This is a genomic window from Corallococcus llansteffanensis (assembly GCF_003612055.1).
Taxonomy (GTDB): Bacteria; Myxococcota; Myxococcia; order Myxococcales; family Myxococcaceae; genus Corallococcus; species Corallococcus llansteffanensis.
This window is the reverse complement of the sequence record NZ_RAWB01000257.1, coordinates 1-13,750: the sequence shown is the minus strand read 5'-3', so window position 1 is coordinate 13,750 and position 13,750 is coordinate 1. Positions and strand designations below refer to the sequence as shown.

At 70.6% G+C, this 13,750-nt stretch carries 13 protein-coding genes and 1 pseudogene; 4 read left to right on the top strand and 10 right to left on the bottom strand.

Going from position 1 to position 13,750, the window contains the following annotated elements:
• The first annotated feature begins 116 nt into the window (after window positions 1-116).
• Genes D7V93_RS23155 through D7V93_RS23145 form a run of 3 tightly spaced genes read left to right on the top strand, consistent with a single transcriptional unit; the run spans window position 117 to window position 2,867 of the window.
• Window positions 117-1,337 carry a serine/threonine protein kinase gene (locus D7V93_RS23155; RefSeq protein ID WP_120645483.1) on the top strand — a complete coding sequence of 407 codons (1,221 nt, stop codon included), beginning with the start codon at window positions 117-119 and terminating at the stop codon, window positions 1,335-1,337.
• Window positions 1,338-1,360: 23 nt separating this feature from the next.
• Complete coding sequence (gene truA, locus D7V93_RS23150; protein WP_120645482.1) at window positions 1,361-2,158, top strand: tRNA pseudouridine(38-40) synthase TruA; 798 nt, start codon at window positions 1,361-1,363, stop codon at window positions 2,156-2,158.
• A 22-nt stretch (window positions 2,159-2,180) separates the two neighbouring features.
• The gene (locus D7V93_RS23145; RefSeq protein WP_208723117.1) at window positions 2,181-2,867 is read left to right on the top strand and encodes a hypothetical protein; all 687 of its coding nucleotides are present in this window, start codon (window positions 2,181-2,183) and stop codon (window positions 2,865-2,867) included.
• Between the two features lie 18 nt (window positions 2,868-2,885).
• On the opposite strand, the gene argC is transcribed toward D7V93_RS23145, so the two are convergent.
• From argC to D7V93_RS23110, 7 genes are read right to left on the bottom strand one after another with little or no spacing between them, the layout of a single operon-like run.
• Window positions 2,886-3,956, bottom strand: a complete 1,071-nt coding sequence (gene argC, locus D7V93_RS23140) for an N-acetyl-gamma-glutamyl-phosphate reductase (RefSeq protein ID WP_120645481.1) — start codon at window positions 3,954-3,956, stop codon at window positions 2,886-2,888.
• The gene (locus D7V93_RS23135) at window positions 3,953-5,014 is read right to left on the bottom strand and encodes a hypothetical protein (RefSeq protein ID WP_120645480.1); all 1,062 of its coding nucleotides are present in this window, start codon (window positions 5,012-5,014) and stop codon (window positions 3,953-3,955) included. The genes argC and D7V93_RS23135 overlap by 4 nt, the downstream gene beginning before the upstream one ends.
• 1 nt (window position 5,015) lies before the next feature.
• Entirely contained in the window at window positions 5,016-6,203 is a 1,188-nt protein-coding gene (gene argG, locus D7V93_RS23130) for an argininosuccinate synthase (protein ID WP_120645479.1), read from the bottom strand.
• A 46-nt stretch (window positions 6,204-6,249) separates the two neighbouring features.
• A complete protein-coding gene (argH, locus tag D7V93_RS23125; RefSeq protein WP_120645478.1) occupies window positions 6,250-7,599 on the bottom strand; it encodes an argininosuccinate lyase in 1,350 nt (449 codons plus the stop codon).
• The gene (locus D7V93_RS23120) at window positions 7,592-8,653 is read right to left on the bottom strand and encodes a M20/M25/M40 family metallo-hydrolase (RefSeq protein ID WP_120645477.1); all 1,062 of its coding nucleotides are present in this window, start codon (window positions 8,651-8,653) and stop codon (window positions 7,592-7,594) included. The genes argH and D7V93_RS23120 overlap by 8 nt, the downstream gene beginning before the upstream one ends.
• Window positions 8,650-9,576, bottom strand: coding sequence for an acetylglutamate kinase (argB, locus tag D7V93_RS23115; RefSeq protein WP_120645476.1), 927 nt, complete (start codon window positions 9,574-9,576; stop codon window positions 8,650-8,652). The genes D7V93_RS23120 and argB overlap by 4 nt, the downstream gene beginning before the upstream one ends.
• 60 nt (window positions 9,577-9,636) lie before the next feature.
• On the bottom strand, window positions 9,637-10,641 hold the full coding sequence (locus tag D7V93_RS23110; protein WP_120645475.1) for an N-acetylornithine carbamoyltransferase: 1,005 nt from the start codon (window positions 10,639-10,641) through the stop codon (window positions 9,637-9,639).
• A 179-nt stretch (window positions 10,642-10,820) separates the two neighbouring features.
• Between D7V93_RS23110 and D7V93_RS23105 the strand changes: the two genes are divergently transcribed.
• Window positions 10,821-11,240, top strand: a complete 420-nt coding sequence (locus D7V93_RS23105) for an arginine repressor (RefSeq protein WP_120645474.1) — start codon at window positions 10,821-10,823, stop codon at window positions 11,238-11,240.
• Here D7V93_RS23105 and D7V93_RS23100 read toward each other — a convergent pair.
• The 3 genes and pseudogenes from D7V93_RS23100 to D7V93_RS23090 all read right to left on the bottom strand — a co-directional run.
• On the bottom strand, window positions 11,221-11,745 hold the full coding sequence (locus D7V93_RS23100) for a 2'-5' RNA ligase family protein (protein ID WP_120645484.1): 525 nt from the start codon (window positions 11,743-11,745) through the stop codon (window positions 11,221-11,223). The genes D7V93_RS23105 and D7V93_RS23100 overlap by 20 nt on opposite strands.
• A gap of 215 nt (window positions 11,746-11,960) precedes the next feature.
• A complete protein-coding gene (locus D7V93_RS23095) occupies window positions 11,961-12,743 on the bottom strand; it encodes an NADPH-dependent F420 reductase (protein WP_120645473.1) in 783 nt (260 codons plus the stop codon).
• A 28-nt stretch (window positions 12,744-12,771) separates the two neighbouring features.
• Window positions 12,772-13,479 (bottom strand): annotated as a pseudogene (locus tag D7V93_RS23090) (NADPH-dependent F420 reductase); the annotation flags it as partial.
• Window positions 13,480-13,750: the final 271 nt, after the last annotated feature.

The window sequence follows — 13,750 nt, the reverse complement described above, 5'->3', positions numbered from 1 at the left end:
CGCTCGGTCCCTCGGGGCTCGACTTTCCGGCCCCTCCCGGCGAGGAACCGGCGCTCAAGGTGCACGTCGTCCAACTTCGTTAGCGCCTCCGGGCAGGCCGCGACTACATTGCCGCCATGGCTCCCGCCGCCTCTCCGCCCCCGCGCGACGCCGTCCGCTTCGGCAACTACCGGCTCATCGACCGGATCGCCGTGGGGGGCATGGCGGAGATCTTCCTCGCGCACCAGGTGAACGCGCGCGGTGACGAGACGCCCATCGTCATCAAGCGCATCCGCCCGCACCTGTCCAAGCACGCGGCCTTCGTGAAGATGTTCCTCAACGAAGCGCGGCTGGCGTCCCAGCTCAACCACCCCAACATCGTGCAGATCTTCGACCTGGGGAAGATCGTCGACAGCTACTTCATCGCCATGGAGTACGTGTCCGGCCGCGACATGCGCCGCATCGTCCCCAAGGCGGAGTCGCTGGGGATTCCCTTCCCGCTCGTCTACGCGCTGAAGATCGCCTCCTGCGTCTGCGCCGGCCTGCACTACGCGCACCAGAAGAAGGACCTGCACGGCACCCCGCTCAACATCGTCCACCGCGACGTGACGCCGGAGAACATCGTCGTCGCGTTCGACGGCTCGGTGAAGGTGCTGGACTTCGGCATCGCCAAGGCGGCCAACCAGGTGGAGGAGACGCGCTCGGGGGAGATCAAGGGCAAGCTCAGCTACATGAGCCCGGAGCAGTGCCTGGGCCGGCCGCTGGACTGCCGCAGCGACATCTTCTCGCTGGGCACCGTCCTCTACGAGTGGCTCACCGGCTTCAAGCTCTTCACCGGCGAGTCCGACGTGGCCGTGATGCGCAGCATCACCGAGGCGAAGATCTACGCGCCGTCGTACTTCCGCGAGGACCTGCCGGAGCGCGTGGAGGCCATCCTGATGCGCGCCCTGGCCCGCGACCGCGAGCGCCGCTACGCCACGGCCGCAGACATGCAGCGCGACCTGGATGCCTTCCTGGACGCGTACGACTTCACGCCCTCGCCGCTGCACCTGGCCAACTTCGTCAAGCAGCTCTTCGAGGACGAGCGCTCGCAGGAGCTGCGCCGCGTCTCCACCCGCCAGTCCTCCGCGCCCACCTCCGAGGAGGCGCTGGAGGTGGCGGAGGTGGTGGCCTCCGTGGACGGCTCGGACACGGAGGCCATGCGCCTGGACGACACCGCCAGCACGGAGCCGCGCCTGCTGGCCCTGCCGTTGGACCCCAGGCTGTTCGAGAAGCTGGAGGCGCAGGCGCGCAAGGCGAACGTCACCCCCGCGAAGCTGGTGGCGGACCTGCTGGAGGGCTGGCTGAAGACGCGCTGAAGGCGCGCCCCGGTCGTCACGTCATGCCCCGGTTGAAGCTGACGCTCGAGTACGAAGGCACGCGCTACGTGGGCTGGCAGACGCAGCCCAACGGCCCGTCCATCCAGTCCACGCTCCAGGACGCGCTGCTCAAGCTGCTGGGAGAGTCCGTGTTCGTGGCCTCCGCGGGCCGCACCGATTCGGGCGTGCACGCCACGGGGCAGGTGGCGTGCTTCGACGCCGGGCGCGTGCTGCCCCTCAAGGCCTACACGATGGGCCTCAACGGCATCCTCCCCCCGGACATCTCGGTGGTGCACGCGGAGGAGGTGTCCCAGGACTTCGACCCGCGCCGCTGGTCGCGCGGCAAGCGCTACCGCTACCGGCTGAGCAACCGGCGCATGCGCTCGCCGCTCCTGCGCGCGACGCACTGGGAGGTCTTCGCCCCGCTGGACGTGGAGGCCATGCGCCGCGCGTCCCAGGCGCTGCTGGGCCGGCACGACTTCTCCGCCTTCCGCGCCGCGGACTGCCAGGCGAAGCACGCGGTGCGCGAGGTGCGGCAGGTTCGCGTGGAGGGCGTGTCCGGCGAGTCCCTGGCCGTCGTGGTGGAGGGCACCGCGTTCCTCAAGCACATGGTGCGCAACCTGGTGGGCACGCTGGTGGAGGTAGGCAAGGGCCGCCGCCCCGAGGCCTGGGTGGCGGAGGTGCTGGCGTCGCGCAACCGGAAGCTGGCGGGCGCCACCGCGCCGCCGCAGGGGCTGGTGCTGGAGGAGGTGTTCTATGGCGACGGCCCGCCTCCCCGCTCGTCGGGGGACGTGGCCGCCGTGGAAGAGGACGAAGGGTGAGAGTGCGCTAGGCTTTGGGGCTGTGAGCTCCAAACCCGGTGTCCTCGAGCCGTTGCGCGTCCGCGTCCGTCGCTTCCAGTTCATCGTCGGACTGGGCTTCCTGTCGCTGGTGCTGGGGGCGATGCTCAGCGTGTCGCTGGCGATGCGCCTGCACGAGCAGGTGGGCGCGCTGCCCTCCGACCTGCTGCGGCTGGGCGTGGCGGTGGTGCTGGAGAACCTGTGGGTGCTCGCCGTCCTGCCGGTGCTCTGCTACGGCGCCTCGCGCGTCGTCGCCCTGCGTCCGTGGAACACGGCCCTGGGCGCCGCGGCCACCGGCGGGCTGTTCGTCCTCGCGCTCAACTTCGTGCGCGATGGCTCGGAAGGGCTGACGACCTGGAACCTGGGCTCGGTGCTGCGGCTCGTGGCCTTCGCCGGGGGCATCCTGCTGAGCGCCCGCGCCATCCGCTCGGGCCGGGCCGCCGCCGAGCGCGGCTCCACGGCCGCCCAGGTGAAGGCCGAGGCGCGCAAGTCGGAGTACGACGAGTTCCTCAAGGCCGCCGAGGCGGACGGCGCGCGCATGGAACAGCGGGAGGGTGCTTCCGCGCCCGTGGCTCTGGACACCGCTCCGGCCGTTGCGGCTTCGGACGCCGCTCCGGCCGCGGCGCCGGACGCCGCGCCCGAGGGGACTGTCTCCCCCCCGGGCGAGGTGCCGAAGACGCCCGCGGCCTGAAGCGGGCCCGGGGGCGCGCTACGGGTAGCAGGCCGCCTGGCGCAGGCCGGTGTCCTCGGGGAAGCCGAGCGCGACGTTGAAGTTCTGCAGCGCCTGTCCGGCCATGCCCTTCACCAGGTTGTCCAGCGCGGCCATCACCGCCACGGAGCGGCCCTTCGTCGCCACGGAGATGTCGCAGAAGTTGCTGCCCGCGACGGCCGCGACGCGCGGCGTGCCCTCCACGATGCGCACGAACTTCGAGCCCTCGTAGTAGCGGCGGTACTTCTCCGTCAGCGACTGCGTCACCACCGCGCCGCCGTGCTCCGGCCACTCGAACTGCACGGTGGCGAAGATGCCGCGCACCATGGGCGCCGAGTGCGGCACGAAGGCCAGCCGGTGCCGGGACGCCCCGTGCGCCACCAGCATCACCTCCACCTCCGCCTCGTGCTGGTGCTCCAGCGGCTTGTACGCGCGGAAGTCGTGCGCGCGCGTCGGGTGGTGCGTGCCCTCGCCCGGCAGCGAGCCGGAGCCGGACGAGCCCGTCACGCCCGACACAGCCAGCAGCCCCAGCCCCGGCGTGGCCGCGATGGGCAGGAGCGCCAGCTGCACCGCGGTCGCGAAGCAGCCCGGATTGGCGATGCGCTTCGCGGTCTTCACCTGCTCGCGCTTCCACTCCGTCAGGCCGTAGGTGAACGTGCCCAGCAGCTCCGGCGCGGGGTGCGGCCGGCCGTAGGCGCCCGCGTAGCGCCCCGGGTGATCCAGGCGGAAGTCGGAGGACAGGTCCACGAGCAGGAGCCGCTCCGTGAGCCCGGCGGCCGCCCACTGCTTCTCCAGCTCGGAGAACTGCTTCGCCAGCTCGCCGTGGCCCAGCGCGCTGAACACGACGGGGTTGGGCGAGTCCTGGAGCCAGCGCCAGTCCGGCTCCGGCTCGAAGCGGCCTTCCACCAGCCCGCGCAGGTGCGGGTGCACCTTGTGGATGGGGGACCCGGCGTGGTGCCGCGACACCACGCGGATGCCGGCCACGCCCGGGTGACCGGACAAGAGCCGCAGCAGCTCACCGCCGCCGAAACCGGAGGCTCCCAGGATGTAGATGTGCGCCGGCGTCGTCATGACTTCCTCCCCGCGCCCAGCTTCGGCGCGAGCTTCTCCAGGATGAGGGTGCCCAGGGCGTTGGGGTCCGCGCGCGCGTTGCGAGCGGGCAGCCCGACGACCTGCTCCACGAAGCGCACGCCCACCGCGTTGTCCGTGGCGGGCCCGGCCACCATGTCCATCTCGATGCCGTACACCTCGCGCAGGTGCCGCACGCCGCCGGCCGCGCCCACCGGGTCATTGGCGCAGAGGATGAACGCGCCGCCCAGCGCCTTGAGCTCCGGGTCCGCGAGGATGGCCTGCACGCCGTACTCGCCCATGATGCCGTCGCCCGTCTCCGCGACGATGACGTCCACGTCCTGGGTCATCATCTCCGTGAAGACGATGCGCGCGACCTTGGAGGCCGTGCGCGCGCCCGTGCAGACGATGCCTGCGTCCGTGAAGTCCATCACCACGTCCGCGCCGCTGTCCTGCATGGCCAGGGTGTCGCGCATCAGCGACACGCCGGTGAGCTTCGCGCCGCCCACGCGGTAGCCCGCCTGCGCGAGCTTCCGCACCACGACGCTGGCCGCGTACGTCTTGCCCGCGTTCATGCAGGTGCCCACCACGTACACCACGGGCACGGTCACCGCCTTCGACGTGCCCTTGAGCGCGCCGGTGGAGATGTGCGCGTGCTGTCCCTCGCGCGACTGGAACTCCGGGAACGTCAGCACCTGGCCCAGCACCTCGGCCTCGAAGGGCAGGCCCACGCCCGGGTTGTGCGACGTGCACTGCCCGATGACGCCGCCCATGTTGAGGACATGGAGCTTGTCGCCCACCTTCACGGAGGCCGGCACCACGCCCTCGTAGCCGTGCAGGGCGTTGCGGTGGCCCAGCGCGCCCACGACGATGTCGCCCGCGTGCAGCGTGACGAGCCGTCCGTTCACGTCCTCCAACTGGTTGTAGACGCTCTTCTCCCCGTGGATGCGCACCGCGATGACGGCGCCCTCTTCGCACTTCACGTCCTCCGTGAGGTGCGCCGTGCGGCCCACCTGGAGGTTGCGCGTGACACTGCCTACCTTGTCGACGTGGATCTTCATGTCACTTCGCTTTCTGCGAGAGCATCTGCGCGACGCCGTAGAGCTTGGCGAACCCCGCCGCTTCCGTCCCCGTCCACAACACGTTGGCCTCTCCGTACGTCGCCACCTTCGCGTCCATCAGCGAGTGCGGCGAACGCACACCTTCCACGACGTGGGCGCGCGGGGTGAGCACCAGCTTCACCTCGCCCGTCACGCGGTCCTGCGAGGAGGCGAGGAACGCCTCCAGATCCTTCACCACCGGGTCGAAGAAGTGCCCCTCGTGCAGGAGCGACCCGTACAGGTTGCCCACCGTCTCCTTCCAGAAGAGCTGCTTGCCCGACAGGACCAGCTTCTCCAACTCACGGTGCGACGCGATGAGCAGGTGCGCCGCGGGCGCCTCGAAGCCCACGCGGCCCTTGATGCCCAGGATGGTGTCGCCCAGGTGCACGCCCCGGCCGATGCCGTAGGGACGGCCCAGCGCGTTCAACGCCTCCACCACCGCGACGGGCGTCATGGCCTTGCCGTCCAGCGCCACCGGCACGCCCTTCTCGTAGGCCACCACCAGCGGGCGGGGCTTCAGGTCGGTGGGGATTTCGCCACCGGGGAAGGCCGCCTCGGGCAGGGTGCTCCACGAGTCCAGCGTCTCGCGGCCGCCCACGGACGTGCCCCACATGCCCTCGTTGACGGAGTACGCGCCCAGCTTCGCGGGCAGGTGCACGCCGCGCTCGGCGAGGAAGTCCAGCTCCTGCTTCCGGGAGAGCGCGAGGTCGCGGATGGGGGTGATGAGCTGCAATTGCGGCGCGAGCGTGCGGAAGGCCACGTCGAAGCGGACCTGATCATTGCCTGCGCCGGTGCTGCCGTGGGCCACGGCCTGCACGCCCAGCTTCTCCGCCATGCGCACGGCCTCCACGGCCTGGCAGGCGCGCTCGGCGGAGACGCTCAGCGGGTAGACCTGGCCGCGCAGCACGTTGCCGGCGATGAGGAAGCGCAGGTAGCCCTGGAAGAGGGTGTCGCGCGCGTCCACCGTGTGGTGCGCCACCGCGCCCAGCTTCAGCGCCAGGGCCTGGATGCGCTCCAGCTGTTCGGGCGGGAAGCCGCCCGTGTCCACGGTGACGGTGGTGACGTCCCAGCCCTGCTCGCGCAGGTACACCGTGCAGAAGGCGGTATCGAGGCCACCGGAGAACGCCAGCACCACGGACTTCTTGCTCATGCTCAGGACTCCTGTTGCTTCAAAAGGGGATGGAAGAAGGAAGGGCTCAGACGCCCCAGACGCGCCCGGCGCTCTGGAGCTGCTGCGCGTGGGCGTGCGTGAGCCAGTCCCGCGCGGCCGAGAGCTCCTCGCGCACGGCGGACAGGCCCAGGTTGCCGGCGCCACCCAGGTGGGTGGCCGTCAGCGCGCCGCGGTCCGGCTGGAAGGTGCCGTCGTTCAACTGGCGGCCCACCTCGCGGTACGCGTCGCGGAAGGGCAGGCCCTTGGCCACGAGAGCGTAGGCGTGGTGCGCGGCGTAGAGCGTGTCGTCGCACGCCGCGCGAGCCTTGTCCGCGTTCACCTTCAGCGCCGGCACCAGCCGCGCGAGCACCTCCAGGAGCGCCTTCGCGCTGTCCACGGCCTGGAAGGTGGGGCGCTTCAGCAGCTGGAAGTCACGGTGGTAGCTGGAGGGCAGGCCGCCCGCGACCGCCTCCACCTGGTGCATGAGCCCCCGGAGCTCGCGGCAGCGGCCTCGCGCCAGCTCCACGACGTCCGGGTTCTTCTTCTGCGGCATGATGGACGAGCCCGTGGTGAAGGCATCCGGCAGGGCCAGGAAGCCGAACTCGTCCATGCTGTAGAGCTGCACGTCCCACAGCCACTTCTCCAGAGTGCCCGCCACCGAGCACGCCCAGGTGAGCAGCGCCGTCTCATGCCGCCCCCGACTGTCCTGCGCGTCGATGGGGCTGCGTTGAACACGCGTGAAACCGAGCAACCGCGCGACATATTCACGATCAATCGGAAGCGGCACACCGAAGCCCGCCGCCGCGCCCAGCGGACACCGATCAAGCCGGCCCCACACGCCCTTGAGCGCCTCCAGCTCCTCCAGCAGCCCTTCCGCGAACGCCACGCCCCACAGCCCGAAGGTGGACGGCATGGCCCGACGCAGGTGCGTGTAGCCGGGCAGGGGCAGGGCCGCGTGCGCCTCCGCGAAGTCGAGGAACGTGCCGGCGAGCTCCGCCGTGCGCGCGCCCAACGCGAGCAATTCCTCGCGCAGGTACAGGCGCAGGGCGAGCAGCACCTGGTCGTTGCGCGAGCGCGCCAGGTGGATGCGCTTGCCCGCCTCGCCGGTGCGCTCCACGAGCGCCGCCTCCAGCGCGGTGTGGCCGTCCTCCTGCTCGGGGCGGATGACGAAGCGGCCCGCGCGGGCCTCGTCGTGCAGCGCGTGCAGCGCGGTGACGAGCGACCGGGCGGCCTCCGGCGTCAGCAGCCCCACGTGCGCGAGCATGCGGGCGTGCGCGGCGCTGCCCAGCGCGTCGTGCGCCACGAGCGACAGGTCCACCACCGGATCATCGCCCACGGTGAAGGCGTGGATGGCCGCGTCCAGCGGCTGGCCCTTGCCCCACAATGTCTCAGCCACGCGTCACCTCCTCGGCATAGCCGTGCAGCAGTCGTCGATAGAACGCGAGCCCCGCCTCCAGCTCCGCGCGCGTGAGGTACTCGTTCGCCTGGTGGCTGCGCAGCGTGTCGCCCGGCCCCACCTTCACCGCCGGCACCTCGCCCAGGAAGGCCCAGTCGGACGTGGTGCTGGAGCCCACCGTCGCCTCGCCCGACGCCGACACCGCCGCACGCACCAGCGGGTGCCCCGCGTCGGTGCCCTTGGGCAGGTAGCGCGCCGAGTGCACCACCACCTCGCTCTCCAGCGCCGCGCCCACGTCTTGCGCCACCTTCGCGTGGTCCATGCCCGGCGTGGTGCGCAGGTCCACGAAGAACTCGCACCGATCCGGCACCTGGTTGCGCGCCAGGCCCCCGGACACCTGCGTCACCTGCGCCCGCGCCTCACCCAGCAGCGGGTGCGCGGGAAAGCGCAGCGCGGAGACGGCCTGGATGTCCCGGGCCGCCTTGAGGATGGCGTTCTCCAGGCCGTGCGCGTGCGCGTGCGCGACGTGGCCGGACTTCCCGTGCGCCACGCAGCGCAAGAGCAGCATGCCCCGCTGCGCCGTGCAGGGCTTGAGCGACGTGGGCTCGCCCACGATGGCGGCGTCCAGCGGCCCCAGCGTGGACAACAGCGGCCCCAGCCCCTGGCCCCCTGTTTCCTCCTCGGCGGTGAGCGCGAAGACGCACTCGACGCCTTTCGGCGCCCCTTCGGTGAGGAGCGCCTTCGCGGTGAGGAGCATGGCGGTGACGCAGCCCTTGGCGTCGTTGGCGCCCAGGCCGTAGAGCGTGTCGTCCTTCCACACGGCCTCGTGCGGTTCGGTGTTCCACCCGGCGCACGGCTTCACCGTGTCCAGGTGCGAGTTGACGAGCACGCGCTTCGGACCGCTGCCCACGCTGAACCAGACGTTGTGGCCCTGGCGGTGCACGCGGGCACCCCAGGACTCGGCCTGGCTCGCGACGAGGTCCGCGATGCGGGCCTCGTCACCGGAGACGCTGGGCGTCGCGACCAGTCGGGTGAGCAGCTCGGCGGGGGTCAACCCTTGGCCCCGCCGTGCTTCACCGGATGCTCACGCACGACCATGGTGCCGCTGCCCTCGTTGGTGAAGACTTCCTCCAGGAGCGCGTCGGACTGCTTGCCGCTCACCAGGTGCACGCTGCCCACGCCGCCCACGAGCGCGTGGCGCATGGCGTGCGCCTTGGGCCGCATGCCGCCGGTGAGCTTGCCTTCGGCCTCCAGCGAGGCCAGGTCCGACAGCGTGGCGAGCGAGATGACGGACGACGGGTCGGAGACGTCCTTCAGGAGCCCCGGCACCTCCACCAGGAAGAAGAGCTTCTCCGCGTGCAGCGCCGCCGCGATGGCCGCCGCCACGGTGTCCGCGTTGGTGTTGTAGACGGCGCCGTCCTGGCCTCCGGACAGCGGGGCGATGACGGGCACGTAGTCCGCGGAGCGCAGGTGCTCCACGACGCGCGTGTCCACCGACTCGATGTCGCCCACGAGGCCGTAGTCCACCATGCGCCCTTGAGTCTCACCGGGCTCGGTGACCATGACGGGCGGGCGCCGGCGCGCCTTGATGAGGCCCGCGTCCACGCCGGACAGGCCCACGGCGGGCACGCCCGCGGCCTGGAGGTCCGCGAGCAGGTCCGTGTGCAGCTTGCCCGCGAGCACCATCTTCGCCGCGTCCAGCACGGGCGCGGAGGTGATGCGGCGGCCGGCGGCCTTCTCGATGGGCAGGTGCAGCGCGTCGCAGAGCGCGTCCAGCTCCGGCCCGCCGCCGTGCACCACGACGGGGCGGATGGAGAAGGCCCACAAGAGGGCGATCTGCTCGCACGCCGTCTTGCGCGTGCGCGGGTCGCTCAGCACGGCGCCGCCCAGCTTCACCACGAACGTCTTGCTGCGGAACTGCTTCACGTACTTCGCCGCGTTGCGGAGTGCGGCGTACGGATCAGGAGAAAGGGGCAAGGCGGACCTCTGAACAGTCGAAGAAGGGAGTGGAAGGGAAGGGCGGTGGGGCGTGGAACTTCAGCCGCCGCGCATCCAGGCCAGGAGGGCGCGCTGCACGTGGTAGCGGTTGCCCGCCTCGTCCACGACGCGGCTGCTCGCGTGGTCCAGCACCTCGTCGGCGACCTCCACGTTGCGTCGCACCGGCAGGCAGTGGAGGAACGCCGCGTCCTTCGCGGCCTTCGCCATGTGCCGCCGCGTGGGCATCCAGCCCGAGTACGACGCGAGCAGCGCCGCCACGTCCGCGGGCGAGTTCGCCGTCGCCGCGGTGGGGCCCCAGGACTTCGCGTACACGGCGCGGCTGCCCACCAGCGCCTCGTCCTGATCATGCGTGTACGTGATGCTGCCGCCGGTGGCCTTCGCGTAGGCCTCGGCCTCCGCGCGCACGGCCGGGTGCAGGTCGAAGCCCGGAGGATGCGCCACGCGCACCTCGCAGCCCGCGGCCGCCGCGGACAGGAGGAACGAGTTGGGCACGGCCTTGGGCAGCGGCTTGATGTGCGGCGCCCAGGTGAGCGTCACCGGGAGCTTCTTCGTGGTGCCGAACGTCTCCCGCAGGGTGAGCGCGTCCGCCAGCCCCTGGCAGGGGTGCTCGCGCGCGGACTCCATGCTCACCACCGGCACGGTGGCCCACTTGCGGAAGGCGTTGATGACGGGGTCGGCCTCGTCCTCCTCGTCGCCGCCGCCCTGGGAGAAGGTGCGGATGCCCAGCATGTCCACGAAGCGCGACAGCACCGGCGACGCTTCCTTGATGTGCTCCGCGCGGTCCGCGTTCATCACCGCGCCCGGGCGGTCCTCCAGCTTCCACACGCCAGAGCCCACGTCGAGCACGATGGCGTGCCCACCCGCGCGCAGCATCACCGCCTCGAACGAGGTGCGCGTGCGCAGCGACGGATTGAAGAACACCATGCCCAGGATCTTCCCCGGGAAGAGCGCGCCCGGATCCTTCTGCTTCCAAGCGGCCGCCTGCGAGAGGACCGCCTCGACGCCTTCAGGCCCCAGGTCCTGGATGCGGGTGACATGCTTCATGGGCTTCGTGCTCCCCCGGCCGCGCCGGATGGGTGGGGACTGCTGAATATGCACTGAAATTCATGCATATTCAGTAAGGAGGCGCGGATATTATGCAGAACGGCGCAGCGCGCAAGAACATTCTTGGAAATTTTCATGCGTCTTGCGTGCGTATTCAGCCGCATGCAAGGTGAGGGTGAATGAACCTGGACGAGGCCATCCTTCAGCTCATCTCCCAGCAGGAGATCACCGATCAGGCCGTGCTCCAGGAGCTGCTGGAGGAGGCGGGGCACGCGCCCAGCCAGTCCACGCTGTCGCGGCGGCTCAAGCGGTTGAGCGTGCAGAAGGTGAACGGGCGCTACCAGCGCACGGAGCCGCTCCCGGTGGTGAAGCCCGCGGCGCCGCGCGTGTCCATCATCGAAGCGCCGCCCAACATGCTGGTGCTGAAGACGGCGCCCGGCTACGCGCAGATCTTCGGGCTGGCGTTGGATCGCGAGGAGGTGGAGGGGCTGGCGGGCACGGTGGCGGGCGACGACACCATCTTCATCGCGGTGAGGGATCCGTCGCTGCTCCAGGACGTGCGCGCGACGGTGGAGCAGCTCATCCAGCGAGGCCCGTGAAGGGGACTCGCCGCACGAGCTCCCACGGGCCGCCGAGGTAGCGCCAGAGCAGCAGCGCGGGGGCGTGCCCCTCGAAGCTGTCCCAGCCCGCGCCCAGCTCCACGAAGGCCGCCGAGGCCTCCTCGGGCGTGGCCTTGTTCATCAGCGTGACGTGGGGCCGGAAGGGCTGCCGGTCCTGCGGCGTGAGCCACTCCGCGAAGGCGCGGGCCAGCTCGCGGTGGATGGCACTGAGCGCGGGGGCCTCCACGTCCACCGCCATGCCGCGTCCCAGCCGGCGCAGCCTTCCGAAGTGGAGCGCGGGGGCGGCGCGTCCGGCGGCGGCTTCGAGCGCGGCCTCCACGGCGGCGTGCTCGCGTGGAGGCAGGTGGTGGAAGAGGGAGACGTGCGCGGGGAGGAGGTTGCGCTCGGGTGGGAAGTAGCGCCTGCGCAGCCCGTCCAGGCGCGCGAAGCTCTCCGGATCCGCTTCGGCGGTGATGAGCAGCGGGGCTTCGGGAGAGGATTTCATGGGCGCTCGCGCACTCTCGGCCTGGAGGCTCCGGCCCGACAAGTCGCCACTTCCATTGGCAGCGCCACGGCGAGCGGCTGCTCAGCATCGACACTCCAGGTCCCGAGCGGAACATCTCCTGGTCGCTGGAACGCTACGACTCCCGGCGGCAGCGGGGACTGCCTCCCGCCGCGCCGTTCGACGACGTGTTCAGGCCGCTGGCGTGGGCCTTCCGCTCACTTCTGCGACTCGAGGAAGTTCTTCAACCAGTCGTTGGCCTTGTTCCGGTACTCCGGAAGGCGGCTGCGCTCGGCCTCGGCCAGGGCCTTCTTCACGCCCGGGGCATCGAAGTCCTGCGTGTAGACCGGGGTGCCGGGCTGCTGGCGCCACGAGTCGGCAAGGCCTCCCGCGTCGATGCCGTCGAAGCCGAGTTCCTCCACGAGCTTGAGTACCTTCGCGCGGTGCTCGGGCGGATCCCCCGCGACCGGCAGCGCCACGCGTCCGGGCGTGCCCTTCGGCGTGCCCTTCTCACCGAGGCTCTGGAAGAAGATGTTGTTGAAGGCCTTGATGACAGGACGGCCGATGAGCTGCGAGACCCACTCGCTCTCCAGCGTGCCCTTCTCGAGATCCGGGATGCTTCCGTCGCGCACGGGGTAGTAGTTGCCCGTGTCGATGACGACGACGTCCTTCGGCACGTTCGCGAAGAGGTCCTTCGGCAGGTCCGGAACCGCCTTCTGGGGGATGGTCACGATGACGACCTCGCCGGCCTTCGCGGCCTCCTGGACGGTGACGGCCTTCGCGCCCGTCTCCTTCGCGAGGTCACGCAGGGTCTGGGGCCCACGTGAGTTCGCGATGGACACCTCGTGCCCCAGCTTCGTCCACCTGCGCGCCAGGGTTCCGCCAATCAACCCCGCGCCAATGATTCCAATCTTCATGTCGCACTCCTCCGGAAAGTGAGCCCCACTCCAAGCGCCAGTGGGATGCTCGACCCGCGTTCGCGATGCGTGATTCCTGTTGATTGCCGGGAGGGCCCGGCGCCATGCGGGATCAGCTCTTCTGCAGCGATGCGAGGTACTGCTTCAGCCCTTCGTCGGCCGCCTGACGGTACTGGGGGAGCTTGCTGCGATCCGTTGCGGCGAGCGCCTGCTTCAAGCGCGCCGCATCGAAGTCCTGGCCGTATGCGGGCGTGCCGGGTTGCTGGCGCCAGGACTCCGCGGTTCCACCGGCGTCGACGGCATCGAAGCCGAGCTCGTCCACGAACTGGAGCACCTTCGCCCGGGCCTCGGGAGGATCGCCCGCGACCGGCAGCGCGACCCGGCCCGGGGTACCCCTGGGCGCGGTCTTCTCACGCAGGCTGGCGAAGCCGATGTTGTTGAAGACCTTGACGACCGGCCGACCGAGCTGCGCCGCGACCCACTCGCTTTCGGGCGTGCCTCCGTCGAGCTCCGGGATGCGCCCATCGCGGACGGGGTAGTAGTTGCCCGTGTCGATGACGACGACCTCCTTCGGCACGTTCGCGAACAAGCCCTTCGGCAGGTCGCGGATGGCCTTCTGGGGGATGGACACAACGACGACGTCGACCCCCTTCACCGCGTCGGTGAAGGTGACGGCCTTCGCGCCCGTCTCCGCCGCCAGCTCACGCAAGGTCTCCGGCCCGCGTGAATTCGAGATCAAGACCTCGTGCCCGAGCTTGACCCAATGCCGGGCGAGGCTTCCACCAATCAAGCCAGCGCCAATGATTCCAATCTTCATGCCGTGGTTCCTCCTGCGGGCTCTGCCTAACGCGCTCGCCGGTCCGCGACCACGTCATCCCTTGTGATTCCTGAGGCCCCCGACGAAATTCTGAGAACCGACGGGGCCTGGTGCTGTGACCCCCCGAGGAAATCCAGCGGGTTCGCCGCTGGTACGTCCCGTGCTCAGCGCCCCGGGCGCGGTCGGGGAATCCGAGGGAGGAACTGTCATGTGGAAGTCAGGGGTGGTGCTGCTCATCGCCAGTGCGTGCGTGAGCGCTTGTGGGGGCGGGGAT